General features: G+C 65.4%; 12 protein-coding genes. 4 read left to right on the forward strand and 8 right to left on the reverse strand.

The window, feature by feature from the left end; translation table 11 throughout:
• Positions 1–117: 117 nt before the first annotated feature.
• The gene (locus tag GRI59_RS03715; RefSeq protein ID WP_160759838.1) at positions 118–996 is read left to right on the forward strand and encodes a UTP--glucose-1-phosphate uridylyltransferase; all 879 of its coding nucleotides are present in this window, start codon (positions 118–120) and stop codon (positions 994–996) included.
• 199 nt (positions 997–1,195) lie between these two features.
• Here the strand turns inward: GRI59_RS03715 and GRI59_RS15785 are convergent, their stop codons facing one another.
• The 7 genes from GRI59_RS15785 to glnE all read right to left on the reverse strand — a co-directional run bounded on the left by GRI59_RS15785 (position 1,196) and on the right by glnE (position 12,158).
• A complete protein-coding gene (locus tag GRI59_RS15785) occupies positions 1,196–4,144 on the reverse strand; it encodes a DNA methyltransferase (protein ID WP_237440655.1) in 2,949 nt (982 codons plus the stop codon).
• A gap of 53 nt (positions 4,145–4,197) precedes the next feature.
• Complete coding sequence (locus GRI59_RS03725; RefSeq protein WP_160759839.1) at positions 4,198–5,493, reverse strand: cytochrome P450; 1,296 nt, start codon at positions 5,491–5,493, stop codon at positions 4,198–4,200.
• Positions 5,490–7,031: an acyl-CoA synthetase gene (locus GRI59_RS03730; protein WP_183363577.1), complete on the reverse strand. Its 1,542-nt coding sequence runs from the start codon at positions 7,029–7,031 to the stop codon at positions 5,490–5,492. The genes GRI59_RS03725 and GRI59_RS03730 overlap by 4 nt, the downstream gene beginning before the upstream one ends.
• Before the next feature lie 262 nt (positions 7,032–7,293).
• The gene (locus tag GRI59_RS03735; protein WP_337190224.1) at positions 7,294–7,998 is read right to left on the reverse strand and encodes a M23 family metallopeptidase; all 705 of its coding nucleotides are present in this window, start codon (positions 7,996–7,998) and stop codon (positions 7,294–7,296) included.
• A 129-nt stretch (positions 7,999–8,127) separates the two neighbouring features.
• Positions 8,128–8,919 (reverse strand): ferritin-like domain-containing protein, encoded by a 792-nt coding sequence (locus tag GRI59_RS03740; protein ID WP_183363516.1) that lies wholly within the window; start codon positions 8,917–8,919, stop codon positions 8,128–8,130.
• A gap of 9 nt (positions 8,920–8,928) precedes the next feature.
• Entirely contained in the window at positions 8,929–9,402 is a 474-nt protein-coding gene (locus GRI59_RS03745; protein WP_160759842.1) for a peroxiredoxin, read from the reverse strand.
• The gene (gene glnE / locus GRI59_RS03750; protein ID WP_160759843.1) at positions 9,399–12,158 is read right to left on the reverse strand and encodes a bifunctional [glutamate--ammonia ligase]-adenylyl-L-tyrosine phosphorylase/[glutamate--ammonia-ligase] adenylyltransferase; all 2,760 of its coding nucleotides are present in this window, start codon (positions 12,156–12,158) and stop codon (positions 9,399–9,401) included. The genes GRI59_RS03745 and glnE overlap by 4 nt, the downstream gene beginning before the upstream one ends.
• Positions 12,159–12,220: 62 nt before the next feature.
• Here glnE and GRI59_RS03755 point away from each other — a divergent pair, with 62 nt between their 5' ends.
• From GRI59_RS03755 to GRI59_RS03760, 3 genes are all read left to right on the forward strand, one after another.
• Positions 12,221–13,210, forward strand: a complete 990-nt coding sequence (locus tag GRI59_RS03755) for an agmatine deiminase family protein (RefSeq protein WP_160759844.1) — start codon at positions 12,221–12,223, stop codon at positions 13,208–13,210.
• A gap of 35 nt (positions 13,211–13,245) precedes the next feature.
• Positions 13,246–13,380 carry a hypothetical protein gene (locus GRI59_RS15905; RefSeq protein WP_272916982.1) on the forward strand — a complete coding sequence of 45 codons (135 nt, stop codon included), beginning with the start codon at positions 13,246–13,248 and terminating at the stop codon, positions 13,378–13,380.
• A gap of 67 nt (positions 13,381–13,447) precedes the next feature.
• Positions 13,448–14,224, forward strand: coding sequence for a DUF1223 domain-containing protein (locus GRI59_RS03760; protein ID WP_160759845.1), 777 nt, complete (start codon positions 13,448–13,450; stop codon positions 14,222–14,224).
• Here GRI59_RS03760 and GRI59_RS03765 read toward each other — a convergent pair.
• Positions 14,221–14,964 (reverse strand): TSUP family transporter, encoded by a 744-nt coding sequence (locus tag GRI59_RS03765; RefSeq protein WP_160759846.1) that lies wholly within the window; start codon positions 14,962–14,964, stop codon positions 14,221–14,223. The two genes, GRI59_RS03760 and GRI59_RS03765, sit on opposite strands and share 4 nt — an antisense overlap.
• Position 14,965: the final 1 nt, after the last annotated feature.

The following is a 14,965-nucleotide window of genomic DNA, read 5'->3' on the forward strand; positions in this document are numbered from 1 at the left end:
AGTGCCTTTCGTGCAACTCGCCGGGGCCGGTTTCCGATCAATCATTGACCTCGGTTATGGCGCAAGGCACGAGGCGCGGGACACAAGGCAACCAGAAGCAAGCAACGAGGGCAGTGCATGTCTCCCAAGCCGATCCGGAAAGCCGTTTTCCCCGTAGCCGGTCTTGGCACCCGCTTCCTGCCCGCCACCAAGGTGGTGCCCAAGGAGCTGCTTCCTGTCGTTGATCGTCCGCTGATCCAGTATGCGGTGGACGAAGCGCGCGAGGCGGGGATCGAACAGATGATCTTCGTCACCGGGCGCGGGAAGACCGGGATTGTCGAACACTTCGACATCGCGTTTGAACTCGAACAGACGTTGAGCGAGCGCGGCAAGGACCTGTCGGTGCTCGATTGCACCCGCGCCACGCCCGGCGATATCATCGCGGTGCGCCAGCAGGTGCCGCTGGGCTTGGGCCACGCGATCTGGTGCGCCCGTGCGATTGTCGGGGACGAGCCGTTTGCGATCTTCCTCCCTGACGAGCTGATGGTCGCCCGCGAAGGCGGCACCGGATGCATGAAGCAGATGGTCGAGGCATATGAGCAGGTTGGCGGAAACCTCATCTCCGTGCTCGAAGTGCCGATGGCGCAGGTCTCGTCTTATGGCGTGATCGACCCCGGCGCTGCGAATGGCGCGCTGACCGAGGTGCGCGGGCTGGTGGAGAAGCCGCGCCAAGCCGACGCGCCATCCAACAAGATCGTCTCGGGCCGCTACATCCTCCAGCCCGAGGTGATGCGGGTGCTGGAGAACCAGGGCAAGGGCGCGGGCGGCGAGATCCAGCTGACCGACGCGATGGCCAAGATGATCGGCACCCAGCCGTTTCATGCCGTGACCTTCGACGGCGCCCGGTACGACTGCGGCAGCAAGGTCGGGTTCGTCGAAGCGACCCTCGCCATCGCGCTCGCACGCCCCGACATGGGCGCGGAGGTGCGGGCGATTGCGCTGGACTTGCTGAAGTAGCCCTGCCCGCCCGCCATTCCGTTCAGGTTCGCAGGCTCTTGAGACACATGAGACACTGTCCAGAACAGGAAAACCCCCCGCCCGCACGCGGCTGCGGGGCGGCGAACAAGCGGTAGTTCAAGGCAGCGAGCGGGGACCATCGCCCGCGATCCTGCCACCGGCACGCCGAGTAGGAAAGCGCGCCGCCTGTCTCTTCGCCCTATCCCTTCGCCTTACGGGCCACGCGCCTGTTGGTCTGGCGGTTCCGGGCCGCGCCGAGCCGCTCCAGCGGGTTCACAAGCGCTTCGTAGCGCCCGAACAGGTGTTCCACCCGGTCGCGGTCGCTGGCGAAGGGGGCGGGGCGGTAGAGGCGATCCACGGCGGTATCGAGCGCGGTGTGCGCCTTGCGCAAGTTCGCGGGCATGGTGTCGGGATCATAGAGATCGGCCAGACTCGACGTGGGATGCGCGGCGCGGGCATCAAGCACGGCTTGCGCCAACGCTCCGACCTTCTCGCGCTGCGCTGGTGAAGTGTCTGGCCACGGGAAGGTGTTGTAGACCAACCCAATCGAATAGCGGTAATCGCTCTTGAGCCTTCCGCCCATGTGTCCGAGCCATGCCATGTGGGCGCGGCTGGTCAGGATGGCGAAGTCGAAAAAAGAGGCATGGGGCATGAACAGGCAACTGTCATGCGCGACGCTCTCCGCAGGGCAAAAGCCAAAGGGGATGAAGTCCCTTCGCTCGGATGAATGTCGGGGAATCAGAACGTAGGGCTGTTCCGTGTGCCTTATTTCTCCAAACAAGCCGGGGTATTCTGCTAACTGTTGGGTCGCCCGCCTGCTACTTGCTGCCCGATATTCTCTGTTCCTTTTGAGCCGCTCCATGATCGGGGGGATGGACTTGATGGTCGCCGGGGCGGCATCCCGGAGCCAAAGGCAAAACCGATAGTTTCCATCAATGAAGTCTTTCGCCCCGAACAACGGCCTGACCAGATTGGCCGCCTCTGGATATGCTGCCAACAGTTCCGAGCGCTCTTGAGCCGAGAGAATGAGATTGCCGTCATCGTTCGGCATGTTTCCGAAAACGATTGCGGGACGTGGGGAAAGCGGGCGTGTCGTTTCAACGACTACAAGATGCCTGTTCGCCACTCCGCGCGCATCGAACAGATATGCCGTCAGCGCGCCGTGCTGACTTTCCACCGGATCGCCCTTGATGTCGGGATAGGAAAACAGCCGTTTCTCCGCTGGTTCATTGTCGCGGTGCGCCAACCCCACGATAACCACATGGACATGGGCCTTGCCGCGCGCCTCGCTGCCCCAGCTGAAGGTGCGGTGGGCAAAGGCAATCTCCAGCCCGAAGCGGTCGAACAGGATCGGCCAAAGCTGCGCGACCTGTTCGCCCTGACAGATCGAGTTGGTCGAAACGAAGGCGATCCGGATGCGGCGGTTGCCGGGGCGAGCCGAGCCACCACCACTGCTCCTGTTTTCGTCATGCTGAACTTGTTTCAGCATCCATTCGTCGGCTGGATCCGGTGCCGGAGGCGGGATGGACCCTGAAACACGTTCAGGGTGACGGGGGTTGGTGAAAGGCGAGGAAGTGCCATGCAGATATTGCCCGGCCTTGATAAACCACGCCGCGACATAATCGAGCGTGCCGCCGCTACCCCCAAGGCCTGCAATCTTGCGCACCTGTTCGCGCTGAAGCTGGCTCTGGAATTTCGCGCCGACGAAAGGCGGGTTGCCCATAATGTAGCTGCACTGCTCTGGCGCAAGCAGCGCGCTCCAATCCGTTTCCAGCGCGTCGGCATGGAGAATGTGGGCGGAATCCCTGAGCGGGATGCGGGCGTAATTGAGCCGGAACGCCTCGTTGATCGCATTGTTGGCGATATGGTCCATCATCCACATGGCCACCTCGGCAATGCGCGCCGGGAATTCCTCGTATTCGATGCCGTAGAACTGATCGACTGTGACACGGGATAACAGCGCCGCGTCAATCTGCTGGTCGCCATATTGGGCCTTCAAAGCCTCCAGCTCCAGCCGCCGGATTTCGCGGTAGGCAATGACAAGAAAATTGCCGCAGCCGCAGGCGGGATCGAAGAATGTGAGGCGCGCGAGCTTGTGCTGGAATTCGCTCAAAGCCTTGTCGCGGCCGGTGCGCCGGGCGATGATGCTGGCTAGCTCCGCCTTCAGATCATCGAGAAACAGCGGACCGATCACCTTCAGGATATTGGCCTCGGTCGTGTAGTGCGCCCCCTTGGCCCGGCGTTCCTTGGCATCCATGACCGACTGGAACAGCGAGCCGAAAATGGCGGGTGAAACCCCGGACCAATCATGGCGGCACGCGTCCAGCAGGTGCTCGCGCATTGTCGCATCGAATTTCGGGATGCGCAGCCGATCTTTGAAGAGTGCGCCATTCACATAAGGAAAGGCGTCGAGCTCTGCCGCCGTGCCTGCCAGTCGCTGGCCTTCTGGCGTGTCGAGAATGTCGAACAATTCAGCGAGCACACTGCCGGTGTCGCTGCCATCGGACCGTGTGTCGTTTTCCAGTAGTTGGAGGAAAATGTCTTTCGGCTGGAAAATCCCGGTATCGTCCGCAAACAAGCAGAACAGCAGCCGGACAAGCAGTTGCTCCAGATCGTGGCCAGTGTAGCCCGATGCCTCCAACGCATCATGGAGCTTGCCCATAAGCTCCGCCGCCTTGATGGTGACGCCCGCCTGCGTTTCGAAGCTGACTTTGCGGCCCAGCATGAAATCGAAGGCGGTGATGTGCTTGTGCAGGTCTTTCAGGTGGAACTGGAGTTCGGCGCCCGTCTCCAGATCGAGCAGCCGCCAGCGTTGGAAATCGCAGGTGAGCACCCAGCGCGGCTGGTCTGTGGAATGGATGCCTTGGACGTAGTCGAGCGCTTGGCCTTGCGCCTTGTCGAGATCGAGATTGCTGCTTTTCTGTTCGACCAGCAGCGTGCCGGGCCAGAACAGGTCAATGAAGCCGTGCTTTTGCTTCAGCAGCTTCACCCGCTGTTCGTAGATCGCCACCTGCTTGCGCTTGATACCGAAGATTTCGAAGAATTCGTTGTAGAAGGTTTGCGTCTCGCCCTTCTCGTAATGGGCGTGCTGCCATTCCTCGCTAAACGCCTTGGCGCGCCGTTTGATTTCGTCCCAGCCGAGCCTCATCCGGCGAGAGCTAAGCCAAACCGCTTTGCGATAACAGGGAAATCATCAACGGGTCATGCCGCCGTCACCCGCAGCGGCAAAGTCTTCAGCCCGCCCACAAAGGTGCTGCTGGCGCGCTTGGCCTCGCCCGCTGGTTCCACGCTCGCGACCCGGTCGAGCAGGGCTTCGAACAGGATGCGCATCTCCAGCCGCGCCAGATGCAGGCCGAGGCACTGGTGCGCGCCTGCGCCGAACGCGAGGTGCCGGTTGGGGGAGCGCGCCGCGTCAAACCGGCGCGGGTCGGGGAATTGCGCGGGGTCATGGTTGGCGGCGACGTAGTTGATCATCAGCCAGTCGCCCTGCTTCACCTGCTGCCCGCCGAGCTCCACATCCTCGGCGGCGGTGCGCATGAAGTGCTGGACGGGGGAGGTCCAGCGGATCGCTTCCTCAACGATGCCGGGCAGGAGCGAGCGGTCGGCCTTGACCCGCGCCCATTGCTCCGGGTCATTCGCCAAGGCCTGCATCGCGCCCGCTGTGCTGGCGCTGGTGGTGTCGTGCCCGGCGGTGGCGACGATGATGTAGTAACCCGCCATGTCGCGCGGCGGCAGCGGCTGGCCGTCCACCAGCGCATTGGCGATGACGCTTGCGACATCCTCGGTCGGGTGCTTGCGGCGATCCTCGGCGATGCCGGCGAAGTAATCCTCGAAAGTTTTCACCGCGCCCGCGACGATCTGCACCACCTGCTCAGGCGTCATCTTGTCCATGCCGGAGCCCGACAGATCCTTGTCCTGCCCGCCGAACAATTGCTGGGTAAGCATCTGCATCCGGAACTCGTCCTCCGGCGGGACGCCGAGGATCTGCATGACGACGCGCAAGGGGTAGGGGCCGGAGACTTCCTTCACGAAGTCGACCTCGCCGGAGCCGTTTTCGAGCATCCGGTCCACCGTCCGCGCCGCCAACGCGCGCAACTCGTCCTCCAGCCGCGCGAGGTTCCTCGGCATGAACCATTCCTGGGTCAGCTTGCGATACTTGGGATGGATCGGCGCGTCGAACACCACCAGCGAATCGACCAGCATGTTCGAGCCGGTGGCGGCGCGGCTGAATTCGATGGCCTGATTGAAGCTGAAGACGACCGGGCGCGGGTTGTTGAGGAAGGCGGCATTGTCCTTCGATATGCGCATCACATCGTCATAGCTGGTGACGAGCCAGAAGGGATCGAACAGCCCCGGCGTGTCGGGCTGCACCTTGGCCACCGGGGTGGCGGCGCGGATGTGATCGAAGGTGTCGAGCAGCCCGTCCCATTCGGCGTAGGCGTGGGGGTCGATGACCTTGCGGGCGATGTCGCCGGGGAGGATCGCCTCGCCGCTCATGCTGCGGTTTCTTTCGCCTTGGCCGCGTATTCATCGCGCAACTCGCGCTTGTAGAGCTTGCCGTTGGCTTCGCGCGGCAGTTCGGGGCGGAAGTCGAACAGCTTGGGCATCTTGATCTTGGAGAGGCTGGCGCTGAGGAAATCCCTGAGTTCCGCCTCCAGCCCCGGCCCGGCGTCGGCCATATCCTTGGGCTGCACCACCGCCACCACCTTCTCGCCCAGGTCAGGGCAAGGCGCGCCGATCACGGCGGCGTCCATCACCTTGGGGTGGGTGACGAGCAGGTTCTCGATCTCCTGCGGGTAGATGTTCACCCCGCCGGAGATGATCATGTGGCTCTTGCGGTCGGTCAGGAACAGGAAGCCGTCGCTGTCGAGATGGCCGATATCGCCGAGCGTCATCCACCCGCTGGGATGCATCGCCTCGGCGGTCTTAGCCGGGTCATTGTGGTAGGTGGGCAGGTTGACGTTCTCGAAGAAGATCAGCCCGTCCTGCCCCGCAGGAAGCTCCTCGCCCTCGGGCCCGCAGACGTGGACCTTGCCGTGCACCGCGATGCCGACCGTGCCGGGCTTGGCGAGCCAATGTTCGGACTTCACCAGCGTCATCCCGATCATCTCGGAGCCGGCGTAGTATTCGTTCACAATCGGGCCCCACCATTCGATCATCTCGCGCTTGATCGGCACCGGGCAAGGCGCGGCGGCGTGGAGCGCGCGCATGTGGCTGGAGAGGTCGTAACGGGTGCGCACCGCCGGATCGAGCTTGAGGAAGCGCACGAAATGGGTCGGCACCCATTGGCTGTCGGTCACCTTGTAGCGCTCGATCGCCTTCAGCGCCTCTTCGGGGTCGAACTTCTCCATCATGACCACGGTGCCGCCGAGCCGGTGGACGATCGAGCACCAGCCGATGGGGGCGGCGTGGTAGAGCGGGGCGGGCGACAGATAGACCATCGTGCCATCCGCCGGCATGCCTGCGCCCATGGTGGCGAGGCCGAGCAGCGGGACGGGCGCCATCGGATCGGGATCTTCGGGCGGAGCGGGGCGGATGCCCTTGGGGCGGCCGGTGGTGCCCGAGGAATAGAGCATCACCATCCCGGCGCGCTGATCGGGGATCGGGGTGGTCGGCTGCGCGGCCAGTGCCGCGGCGAAATCTTCCGCGTCGCCTGAATCCATCATCAGCACTTCCAGGCCCGGACACTCCTTGCGGATATCGCCGAGAATCTCGGTGAAATAGCCGCTGGTGATCAGCAGCGACGCCTGCGCATCGCGGATGATATAGGCAGCCTCAGGCGCGGTCAGGCGCGAGGAGATTGGCACCAGCATCGTGCCCGCGCGCTGCGAGCCCCAGATGATCGTGAAATACTCGATCCGGTTTTCCAGCAGCACCGCAAAGGCATCGCCCTGCTTGATCCCCCGGGCGCGCAGCAGGTGGGCAAAGCGGTTCGATTCCGCTTCCATTTCGCCATAGGTGATCTGCTGGCCCGACCCGGTCATGATGACAGCGGGATGATCGGGACGGGTCGCGGCGTGCGCGATCGGATGCATCGACATGTGTTCTCTCTCCCTTGCCATTTGCATGGCTTGGTGAGGAAATTACGCGAGGCGCGCTGCCCCGCAAGCAAAAACGGTATGGAAAATGCTACTCATCGCGCGACGTGTCGCCTGCGAAGCGTGCACGGACGGAAGGCACAAAAAAAGGCGGCGGGTAAACCCGCCGCCAATGATCGGACACCCTCTCCAATGTCCGGCCCACTTACAGCGGGCAATCTCGTGAAGCTTACTCGCCGGAGCCTATAGTGAGGGTCGCTTATTCGCCACCCTGGCCGGTCAGACGCGCATCGCGGGCATAAGCCAACTGTGCTTCGCTCTCTACCATATACGGAATCGGATTGACTGCAAGACCCTCGACGCGGACTTCGTAATGCAGGTGCGGACCGGTCGAACGGCCGGTCGAACCGACGTAGCCGATAAGGTCGCCCTTCTTCACATTGTCGCCCGCAGCCACTGCGAGACGCGAGAGGTGGGCGTAGCGCGTTTCCATCGCAGCGCCGTGATTGATGCTGATGTAGAGGCCATAGCTCGAATACCAGTCCGCGCGGCCGATCACGCCGTCAGCAGTGGCATAGACCGGGGTGCCGGTCGGCGCAGCGAGATCGATCCCGGCGTGGGCGCGGCGTCCGCCGAGCACCGGGTGGGTGCGCATTCCAAAGCCGCTGGTCAGCGATGCGCCTTCAAGCGGCATACGCGACGGCACCGAAACGGCACGCTGCGGAATCGGGGAGGAATAGGCGGTCACCTCTTCGCCGGAGCCGAACGTGGGGCTGGTCCGCTCCATCGCGGTCCAGCTGGAGAAGATCGACTTGAAGCGGGCATCGCCCGTGTCGACCACTTCGGGCTGACCTTCGCGGAGCGGCTGGGTCACGTCAGCGCTGGCAGTAGTGGTGGCGGAATTGGCGGTGTTGGCGAGCGCCGGAGCGGCAGCGGAAACCAGAATGGCTGAAGCAGCTGACACAGCAAGCTTCAACATGTGGCGCACGGCAAATTTCATACTGACCCGGTTCCCGATAGCGGCTTTCGCCGTTGGATGCCCCAGCACGTCTGTTGCGCGCCTTTGTTGAAGCGTTGTTATCCGGGTGAGTCGTTAATGCGCAATCTCTGCATAGAAACCACGCGACAAACCGGCTGCAAGACGCGCTGAGTCGTTGAACGGCGGCTTAACGTGACCTTTGAAGTGCCGCTTTACGAGGTTTTGCCAAAGGGATTCGGGCTCGGACTGCGTTAGTTGGGCGCATCGCAAAAAGTGTTTGGTGCCTGCCGCGACATGGCGGATTTCGTCGTCAAGTATCCGCGTGAGGATTTTGGCGCCGCCTTCATCGCCGCTCGCACGGACCCGGTCGAGGGTCGCGGGCGTTACATCCAGCCCCCGCGCTTCGAGCACCATCGGCACCACGGCGAGCCGCGCGGCGACATCATCGCGGGTGGCATGGGCCGCTTCCCACAGCCCGGCATGGGCGGGAAGCGCGCCGTAATGGCTGCCGAGCTGTTCGAGTTTCCGCGCCAAGAGGGCGAAATGCATCGCCTCATCCGCTGCCACATCCATGAAATCGCTGACGAATTCGCGCCCCATTTCGGCCCCGAACCGCCCCGCCATATCGAGCGCCAGATCAATCGCGACGAATTCGATATGGGCAAGGCTGTGCCACAGCGCGATTCGCCCACGTTCGCTGCCGCCCTTGCGCCGCTTGGGCATCTGGCCGGGCGCCAGCAATTCGGGCGCGTCGGGCCAGGCGGGCTGGTCCGGCATCGCCACGTCGAACTCCCACGTCAGCGCGCCTTTGCGCCAGTCCCGCGCCACCTGCCGGGTGGCGAAGCACTTGGCACGCGGGTCGGCGGTCAGCAGGGCTGAACGGATGGCGCGGGCAATCGTTGTCATGATGGTGCGTTAGAGCGCTTTAGCTACCGCCAGAACCTCTTCGGCGTGACCAGCGACCTTCACCTTGTCCCAGATGCGCGCGATTTTCCCGTCCGCGCCCACCAGATAGGTCGAGCGGACCATGCCCATATAGGTCTTGCCGTACATCTGCTTTTCCGCCCACACGCCGAGCGCATCGGACAGCCCGCCTTCTTCTGCATCACTCGCCAGCGGGGCGGTGAGGCCGTGCTTGGCGATGAACTTGGCGTGCTTCTTGGCCGGGTCTTTGCTGACGCCGAGCAGCTTCGTGCCTGCCGCTTCGAACTCAGCCTTCAGCGCGGAGAAATCCTTGTTCTCGGTAGTGCAGCCGGGGGTGTCGTCCTTGGGGTAGAAGAAGATCACCAGCTTCGATCCGGCGAAGTCGGAGGGCTTCACGTGGCCGCCCTCGGGGGTTTCCATGGCGATATCGGGGATGGCGTCACCGACGCCGGGGAAATTGCTCATGCGGGATTCTCCTGTTTGGTAGCGAGAATGTCTGTGCCCAAGATTTGTTTCCACGCCTGCGCGACCTCTTGGCGCGCGGCGGCGAAGGCTTCCAGCAAGCCCTCGTAGCTTTCACACCCGCACGCCCGCGCCAGCGCACGCGCGCCGCTCGGCGGAGGTTCGCGGCCATCGGGGGCAAGCAGGCGTCCGGCGACCAGCATCCGGCTCATCAGCGCGTGCGGCGCGGCAAGATCGGCGGGGAGCAGGCCGGCCGCAATCAGCCCCTCAAGCGCCGTGGCAAGATCGGGATCGAGCGCGCGGCGCGCGGTCTCGGCCAGCGGGGTGCCGTCTGCTGCTTCGCCTTTCAATTGCAGATAGTGGACGAGGAATTCGATATCGACGAGGCCGCCGCGTGCCAGCTTGGCATCGATCGGACCGCTGGCGGGTTTGTGCTTCGCCATCTCGGCGCGCATCTCGAGCACGGCATCGCGCAGGGCTGCCCGGTCACGCGGCGCGTGCAAGACTTCGGCGAGCACGTCCTCCAGCTCGGCGCGCGCTTGCGGCGAACCATAGAGCACCCGCGCACGGGCGAGCGCCATATGCTCCCACGTCCACGCCGCTTCGCGTTGGTACTTGCCGAACGCCGCGCAGCTGACCGCCAGTGGCCCCTGGTTGCCCTGCGGCCTGAGCCGCGTATCGACCTCGTACAGCGCTCCTTGCGCGGTCGGCACCGAAAGCGCGGCGCTGACCCGGCTGGCGAGACGGTTGTAATAGACCGTCGCTCCCAGCGGCCGCGCACCGTCCGATTGCGCGGCGAAATCGCCGGTGAACAGATAGACAATATCGAGATCGGAGGCATGGGTCAGCGCCCCGCCGCCCAGCCGCCCGAGGCCGAGGATCAGTAACTCGCTATCCGGCACTCGCCCATGCTTGGCCGCGAATTCCTGCACCGTCGCCTGCGCCGCGAGTTGCATCGCGGCTTCGGCGGTGCGCGACAGGGCGCGGGCGATGTCGAGCGGGTCGGCCAGCCCTTCGATCAGCTGGATGCCCAGCGCAAAGCGGATCTCCCCGGTGATGATCCGGATGGCATCGAGCAGCGCTTCGTAATCCGCCCGGATCGCCGCCCCGCGCATCCGCGCCATGATCTGCGGCACGTCTCCCGGCAGGTCGAGCGCGTCGCGATCGATCAGCGTGTCGAGCAGTTCGGGCTTGCGCGCCAATTCGTCCGACAGCACCGGGGCAAGGGTCAGCGCCGCCACCAACCGCCGGGTGAGATCGGGCCGCGCGTCGAGCAGGCGGAAGGTCGTGATCGCCGATGGCACGCTTTCGATGATGCGCTCCCACCGGTTGATTGCGCGCATCGGATCGTCGCTGGCTGCCATCGCTTGGAGCAGCGCGGGAGCGAGCCGGTCCCATGCCGCCACGGCCTGCGGGCTGCGGATCGCCGCGTGGCGCCCGTCGCGCCAAGTCTCGATCCGTTCGGCGAGGGTATCAGGCTCGGGATAGCCCCATTGCCCGAGCTGATGGGTCAGCGCGCTTACCGGCATGGCAACCGGCACCGCCACGGCTTCGGGCTGGCCGATCAGTTCTTCGTAAATGCGCGCGGTGCGGGCAGTGATTGCGGTCAATTCCGCCACCAGCGCCGCGCCGTCCGCCAGCCCATCAAGCTGCGCGACATTGTCGAGCGCCGCGCAGTCGGGCAGCGCGTGGGTCTGGCGGTCATTGACCATCTGCAGGCGGTGTTCGACCTGCCGCAGCCGGTCATAGGCCGCGCCTAAGGTGGCGGCGTTTTCGGATGTGATCCACCCGGCGCTCGCCAACGCATCAAGCGCGGCGCGGGTGCCGCGCACCCTGAGCGATGTGTCGCGGCCGCCGTGGATCAGCTGGTGGGTCTGGGCGTAGAACTCGATCTCGCGAATGCCGCCGCGCCCGCGCTTCACGTCGAAGCCGGGGCCGGGGGCCGGCGGGCCCTCGTGGCTGTCACGGATGCGCTGGGTGAGCGCGCGAATCTCCTCGATCGCACCGAAATCAAGCTGGGCGCGCCATACGAAGGGGCGGATCTGGCTGAGGAAATCCTCGCCCGCCGCGATGTCCCCCGCCGCCGCACGGGCGCGGGTGAAGGCCGCCCGCTCCCACGCGAGTGCGTGCCCCTGATAATGGGTCATGGCCGAACCGACGGGGACGCACAGCGGGCTGACCTCGCTATTGGGCCGCAGCCGCAGATCGACCCGCAGCGCGTAGCCATCGGCGGTGCTGGACGAGAGCAGTGCCACGATTCGGCGCGCGTAACGCTGCGCCGCTTCGCCGGGATCATCGGAGGCGCGGCGGGCGAGACGCTCGCGGTCGAACAGCAGGATCGGGTCAATGTCGGAGGAATAGTTGAGCTCGCCTGCACCCTGCTTGCCGAGGGCCAATGCAATGAAGCCATCGGCCGTGTCGGAATCGGTGCGTTCGGCAATCGCGGTGCGGATCGCACAGTCCAGTGCGCGGTCGGCGAAAGCCGTGAGTTCGCTTACCACCTGCGCCAGGGGGAAGGCTCCGGCGAGATCGCCGACCGCCAGCGCCGCCGCCAGCGCCAGCCGCTCACGCCGGGGCGCGACTTCGGCGTCACCCCCATCGCCCTGTGCCTGCGCCCATGCCAGCGCCGCCTCGCCATTACCGGCGGCGAGCAGCGCGGCCAGTTCCGGCTGGCGGTCCAGCGCCCGCGCCAGAAACGGCGCGTGATTGCGGGCGCGGTGGAGCGCGTGCTCCCAGTCCAGGTTTCGGTTCTCTCCCATCGCCTGCCTCTCTGGCCCCGCTGCGCTTGCGTGTCCACCGAGGCTCTGCGATGGGGCGCGGCATGACCATGATCATGCCCCCCGAATGGGCCCCGCAGGACTGGCTATGGATCGGCTTCCCGCATCTCGCCGAGGAATGGCCCGGTTGGTTCGAACCCGCACAGGTGCAGATGGCGGCCTTCGCCAGTGCTGTGGCGGAGAGCGGACAAGAAGTGCGACTGCTGGTGCGCGACGAGGCCAACGAAACCCGCGCCCGCTCGCTGGTCAGCAGCAAGGTGTCGCTCGAACGCCGCGTCTATGGCGATGTCTGGCTGCGCGACACCGGCCCGCTGGTGGTGTCGGACAGGGCCGAGCGCACCGCGCGCCGGTTCGGCTTCAACGGCTGGGGCGGCAAGTATCTCATGCCGGGTGATCAGGAGATCGGCGCGGAATTGGCGCGGGATGCAGGGCTAGCGCTCACCCACACGCCGATGATCCTCGAAGGCGGCGCGGTGGATGGCGACGGCACCGGGCTGGTCGCGACGACCGAGCAATGCCTGCTCAACCCCAACCGCAATCCGCAAATGACGCGCGCCGAGATCGAGGCGGAACTTAGCCAGCAGCTCGGGTTCACCCGCGTGCTGTGGCTGGGCGATGGTCTGATCAACGACCACACCGATGGCCATGTCGATAACCTCGCGCGGTTCGTCGGCCCGAACCGGCTGGTGGTGCCGGAGGCGACCGGCGCAGACGATCCCAATGCCGCGATCTACGCCGACGCCGCTGCCCGCGCCCAAGCTGCTGGGGTGGAGGTGGTGCGCATCCCCTCTCCGGGCCTGCTGACCCGCGACGGAGTGATCGAGCCCGCCAGTTATGTGAACTTCGCGATCACCAGTCACCTCGTGGTGGTGCCGACCTTCGGCTCGCCCCATGATGCGGAGGGAGTCGCCGCCATCGCTGCGCTGTTCCCCGACCGTGACACCATCGGCCTGCCGGGCGAGGCAGTGCTGGCGGGCGGGGGCGGATTCCACTGCGCCAGCCAGCAGATGCCCTCGCTGGCGGAGTCAAGTTAACGGTTCGTTAGCACATTGGGGCGAAGGTGCAGGTCATGACCCGCGCACTCGCCCTTGCTTTGCCGCTCGCCGCTGCGACCCGCATCGATTCGATCGATCTGGCGCGGCGGGTGATCGTGCTGGGCTGCGCTGCGGCTCTCATCCTTGCAGGGCAGGCGCTGCCGTTCTGAAATCCCGCGCGTAACCGGATCACGGTTTGACGCGAACCCATCCTCGCAACGTGACGAGGATGACCCCATGACCCGCCAACACACCCTTACCGCTGCGCTGGGCTGTCTTGCCATGCTCGGCGCGGCTGCGCTTGTGTGGCCGCAGAGCGCGCCCGCTGTGGCCGGGGCCAAGGCTGATGCGCCCACTATCGCTGCTGCGGGCGAGCCGGTGCTGCTCGAGCTATTCACCAGTCAGGGCTGTTCGTCCTGCCCCCCGGCGGACCGGTTAGCGGAGAAGCTGGCGACCCATCCCAATCTGGTCGTGATCGCCCGGCCGGTGACCTATTGGGACCGGCTCGGCTGGAAGGACACCTTGGCGCGCGAGGATAACACGACGCTGCAACAGGATTACGCCCGCCGCGGGCTGGCCGGGCGCAACGGGGTCTATACCCCGCAGCTGGTGGTGGACGGCAGCTTCGGCGCGGTCGGATCGCGGTCCGAAGATATCGCCGCCGGGATCAAGCGCTACGGCAGCGCAGGCGATGCCGCGATCCGGGTCGCGAAGCGCGACGCGGGCGGCTTCGCGGTCAGCCTCTCCGGCACGGGGGAGGGTAAAGGCGAGCTGGTGCTGGTCGCCGTGACCCGCAAGGTGACGGTCGGGATCGGCAGCGGCGAGAATGGCGGGCGCAAGGTCGGCTACACCAACGTCCTGCGCGCCGAACGCAAGATCGCCAATTGGCAGGGCGGCACAGCGAGTGTCGCGATTCGTGCCGATCAGCTCAAGGTGGCGGGGGCCGATGCCTATGCGCTGGTGCTGCGCGCACCGGGCGGCGGCAATGTGTTCGCGGCGCGCTGGCTACCCTAAATCAGGCGCACAAATGCCGCCGCCGCTGCCCCGCCGAGGATCAGGCCCACTGTCACTCGCCACAGCGAATCGCTGATCCGCCCAGATACCCGCGCGCCCAGCCGATTGCCCAGAATGATCATGGGTAGCATCAGCAGCGCGAACAGCAGCAATTCCGGTCGCAGGATGCCGAGCCAGGTTGCGCTGGCCAGACCCGCGCAGGCCGCGATGGTGAAGATCAGCTGCATCGATGCCTTGATGGTCGGACGCGGCAGGTCTCGCCCGGCATAGTAAGGCACCACCGGCGGCCCGGGCATCCCGGCATAGCCTGTCATCAGCCCGCTCAGCACGCCGACGCCGCCCGTCACCAGGCGCCCCGGCACGGCCGCACCGCGCTTCGGCAGCAGGATCGCGACAAAGGCGCTGAGAGCGATCAGCGCGATGGCCAGCCGCGCGACATCCTTGCCGGTCAACGACAGGGCATACAGCCCGAGCGGCGTGGTCAGCACCACGATGCCGCCGATCGCCCACGCGGTCGGCTCGGCATCGCGGACAAGGCTGCGGATCTCGGTCGCGCCGATCATCAACGACAGCGCGTTGGCGAGCACCACCGCCTCGACCGGAGGGAGCGCCAACGCCAGCACCGGCACCAGCAGGATCGCCATGCCGAACCCGGTGAGGCCGCGCACGAAGGCAGACCCCAGCGCCGCTGCCAGCGCAACGGCGATTTGCAGCGCGGTAAAGCCCCCGAAAATCTCCACG

The sequence above is a fragment of the Erythrobacter ramosus genome, assembly GCF_009828055.1.
Classification (GTDB): domain Bacteria; phylum Pseudomonadota; class Alphaproteobacteria; order Sphingomonadales; family Sphingomonadaceae; genus Erythrobacter; species Erythrobacter ramosus.

Coding starts and splice junctions, on each gene's coding strand:
- GRI59_RS15905 (WP_272916982.1), top strand. CDS start 13,246: ATGACCCGCGCACTCGCCCTTGCTTTGCCGCTCGCCGCTGCGACCCGC.
- GRI59_RS03740 (WP_183363516.1), bottom strand. CDS start 8,919: ATGACAACGATTGCCCGCGCCATCCGTTCAGCCCTGCTGACCGCCGAC.
- GRI59_RS03760 (WP_160759845.1), top strand. CDS start 13,448: ATGACCCGCCAACACACCCTTACCGCTGCGCTGGGCTGTCTTGCCATG.
- GRI59_RS03730 (WP_183363577.1), bottom strand. CDS start 7,031: ATGCATCCGATCGCGCACGCCGCGACCCGTCCCGATCATCCCGCTGTC.
- GRI59_RS03725 (WP_160759839.1), bottom strand. CDS start 5,493: ATGAGCGGCGAGGCGATCCTCCCCGGCGACATCGCCCGCAAGGTCATC.
- GRI59_RS03755 (WP_160759844.1), top strand. CDS start 12,221: ATGACCATGATCATGCCCCCCGAATGGGCCCCGCAGGACTGGCTATGG.
- GRI59_RS03715 (WP_160759838.1), top strand. CDS start 118: ATGTCTCCCAAGCCGATCCGGAAAGCCGTTTTCCCCGTAGCCGGTCTT.
- glnE (WP_160759843.1), bottom strand. CDS start 12,158: ATGGGAGAGAACCGAAACCTGGACTGGGAGCACGCGCTCCACCGCGCC.
- GRI59_RS03745 (WP_160759842.1), bottom strand. CDS start 9,402: ATGAGCAATTTCCCCGGCGTCGGTGACGCCATCCCCGATATCGCCATG.
- GRI59_RS15785 (WP_237440655.1), bottom strand. CDS start 4,144: ATGAGGCTCGGCTGGGACGAAATCAAACGGCGCGCCAAGGCGTTTAGC.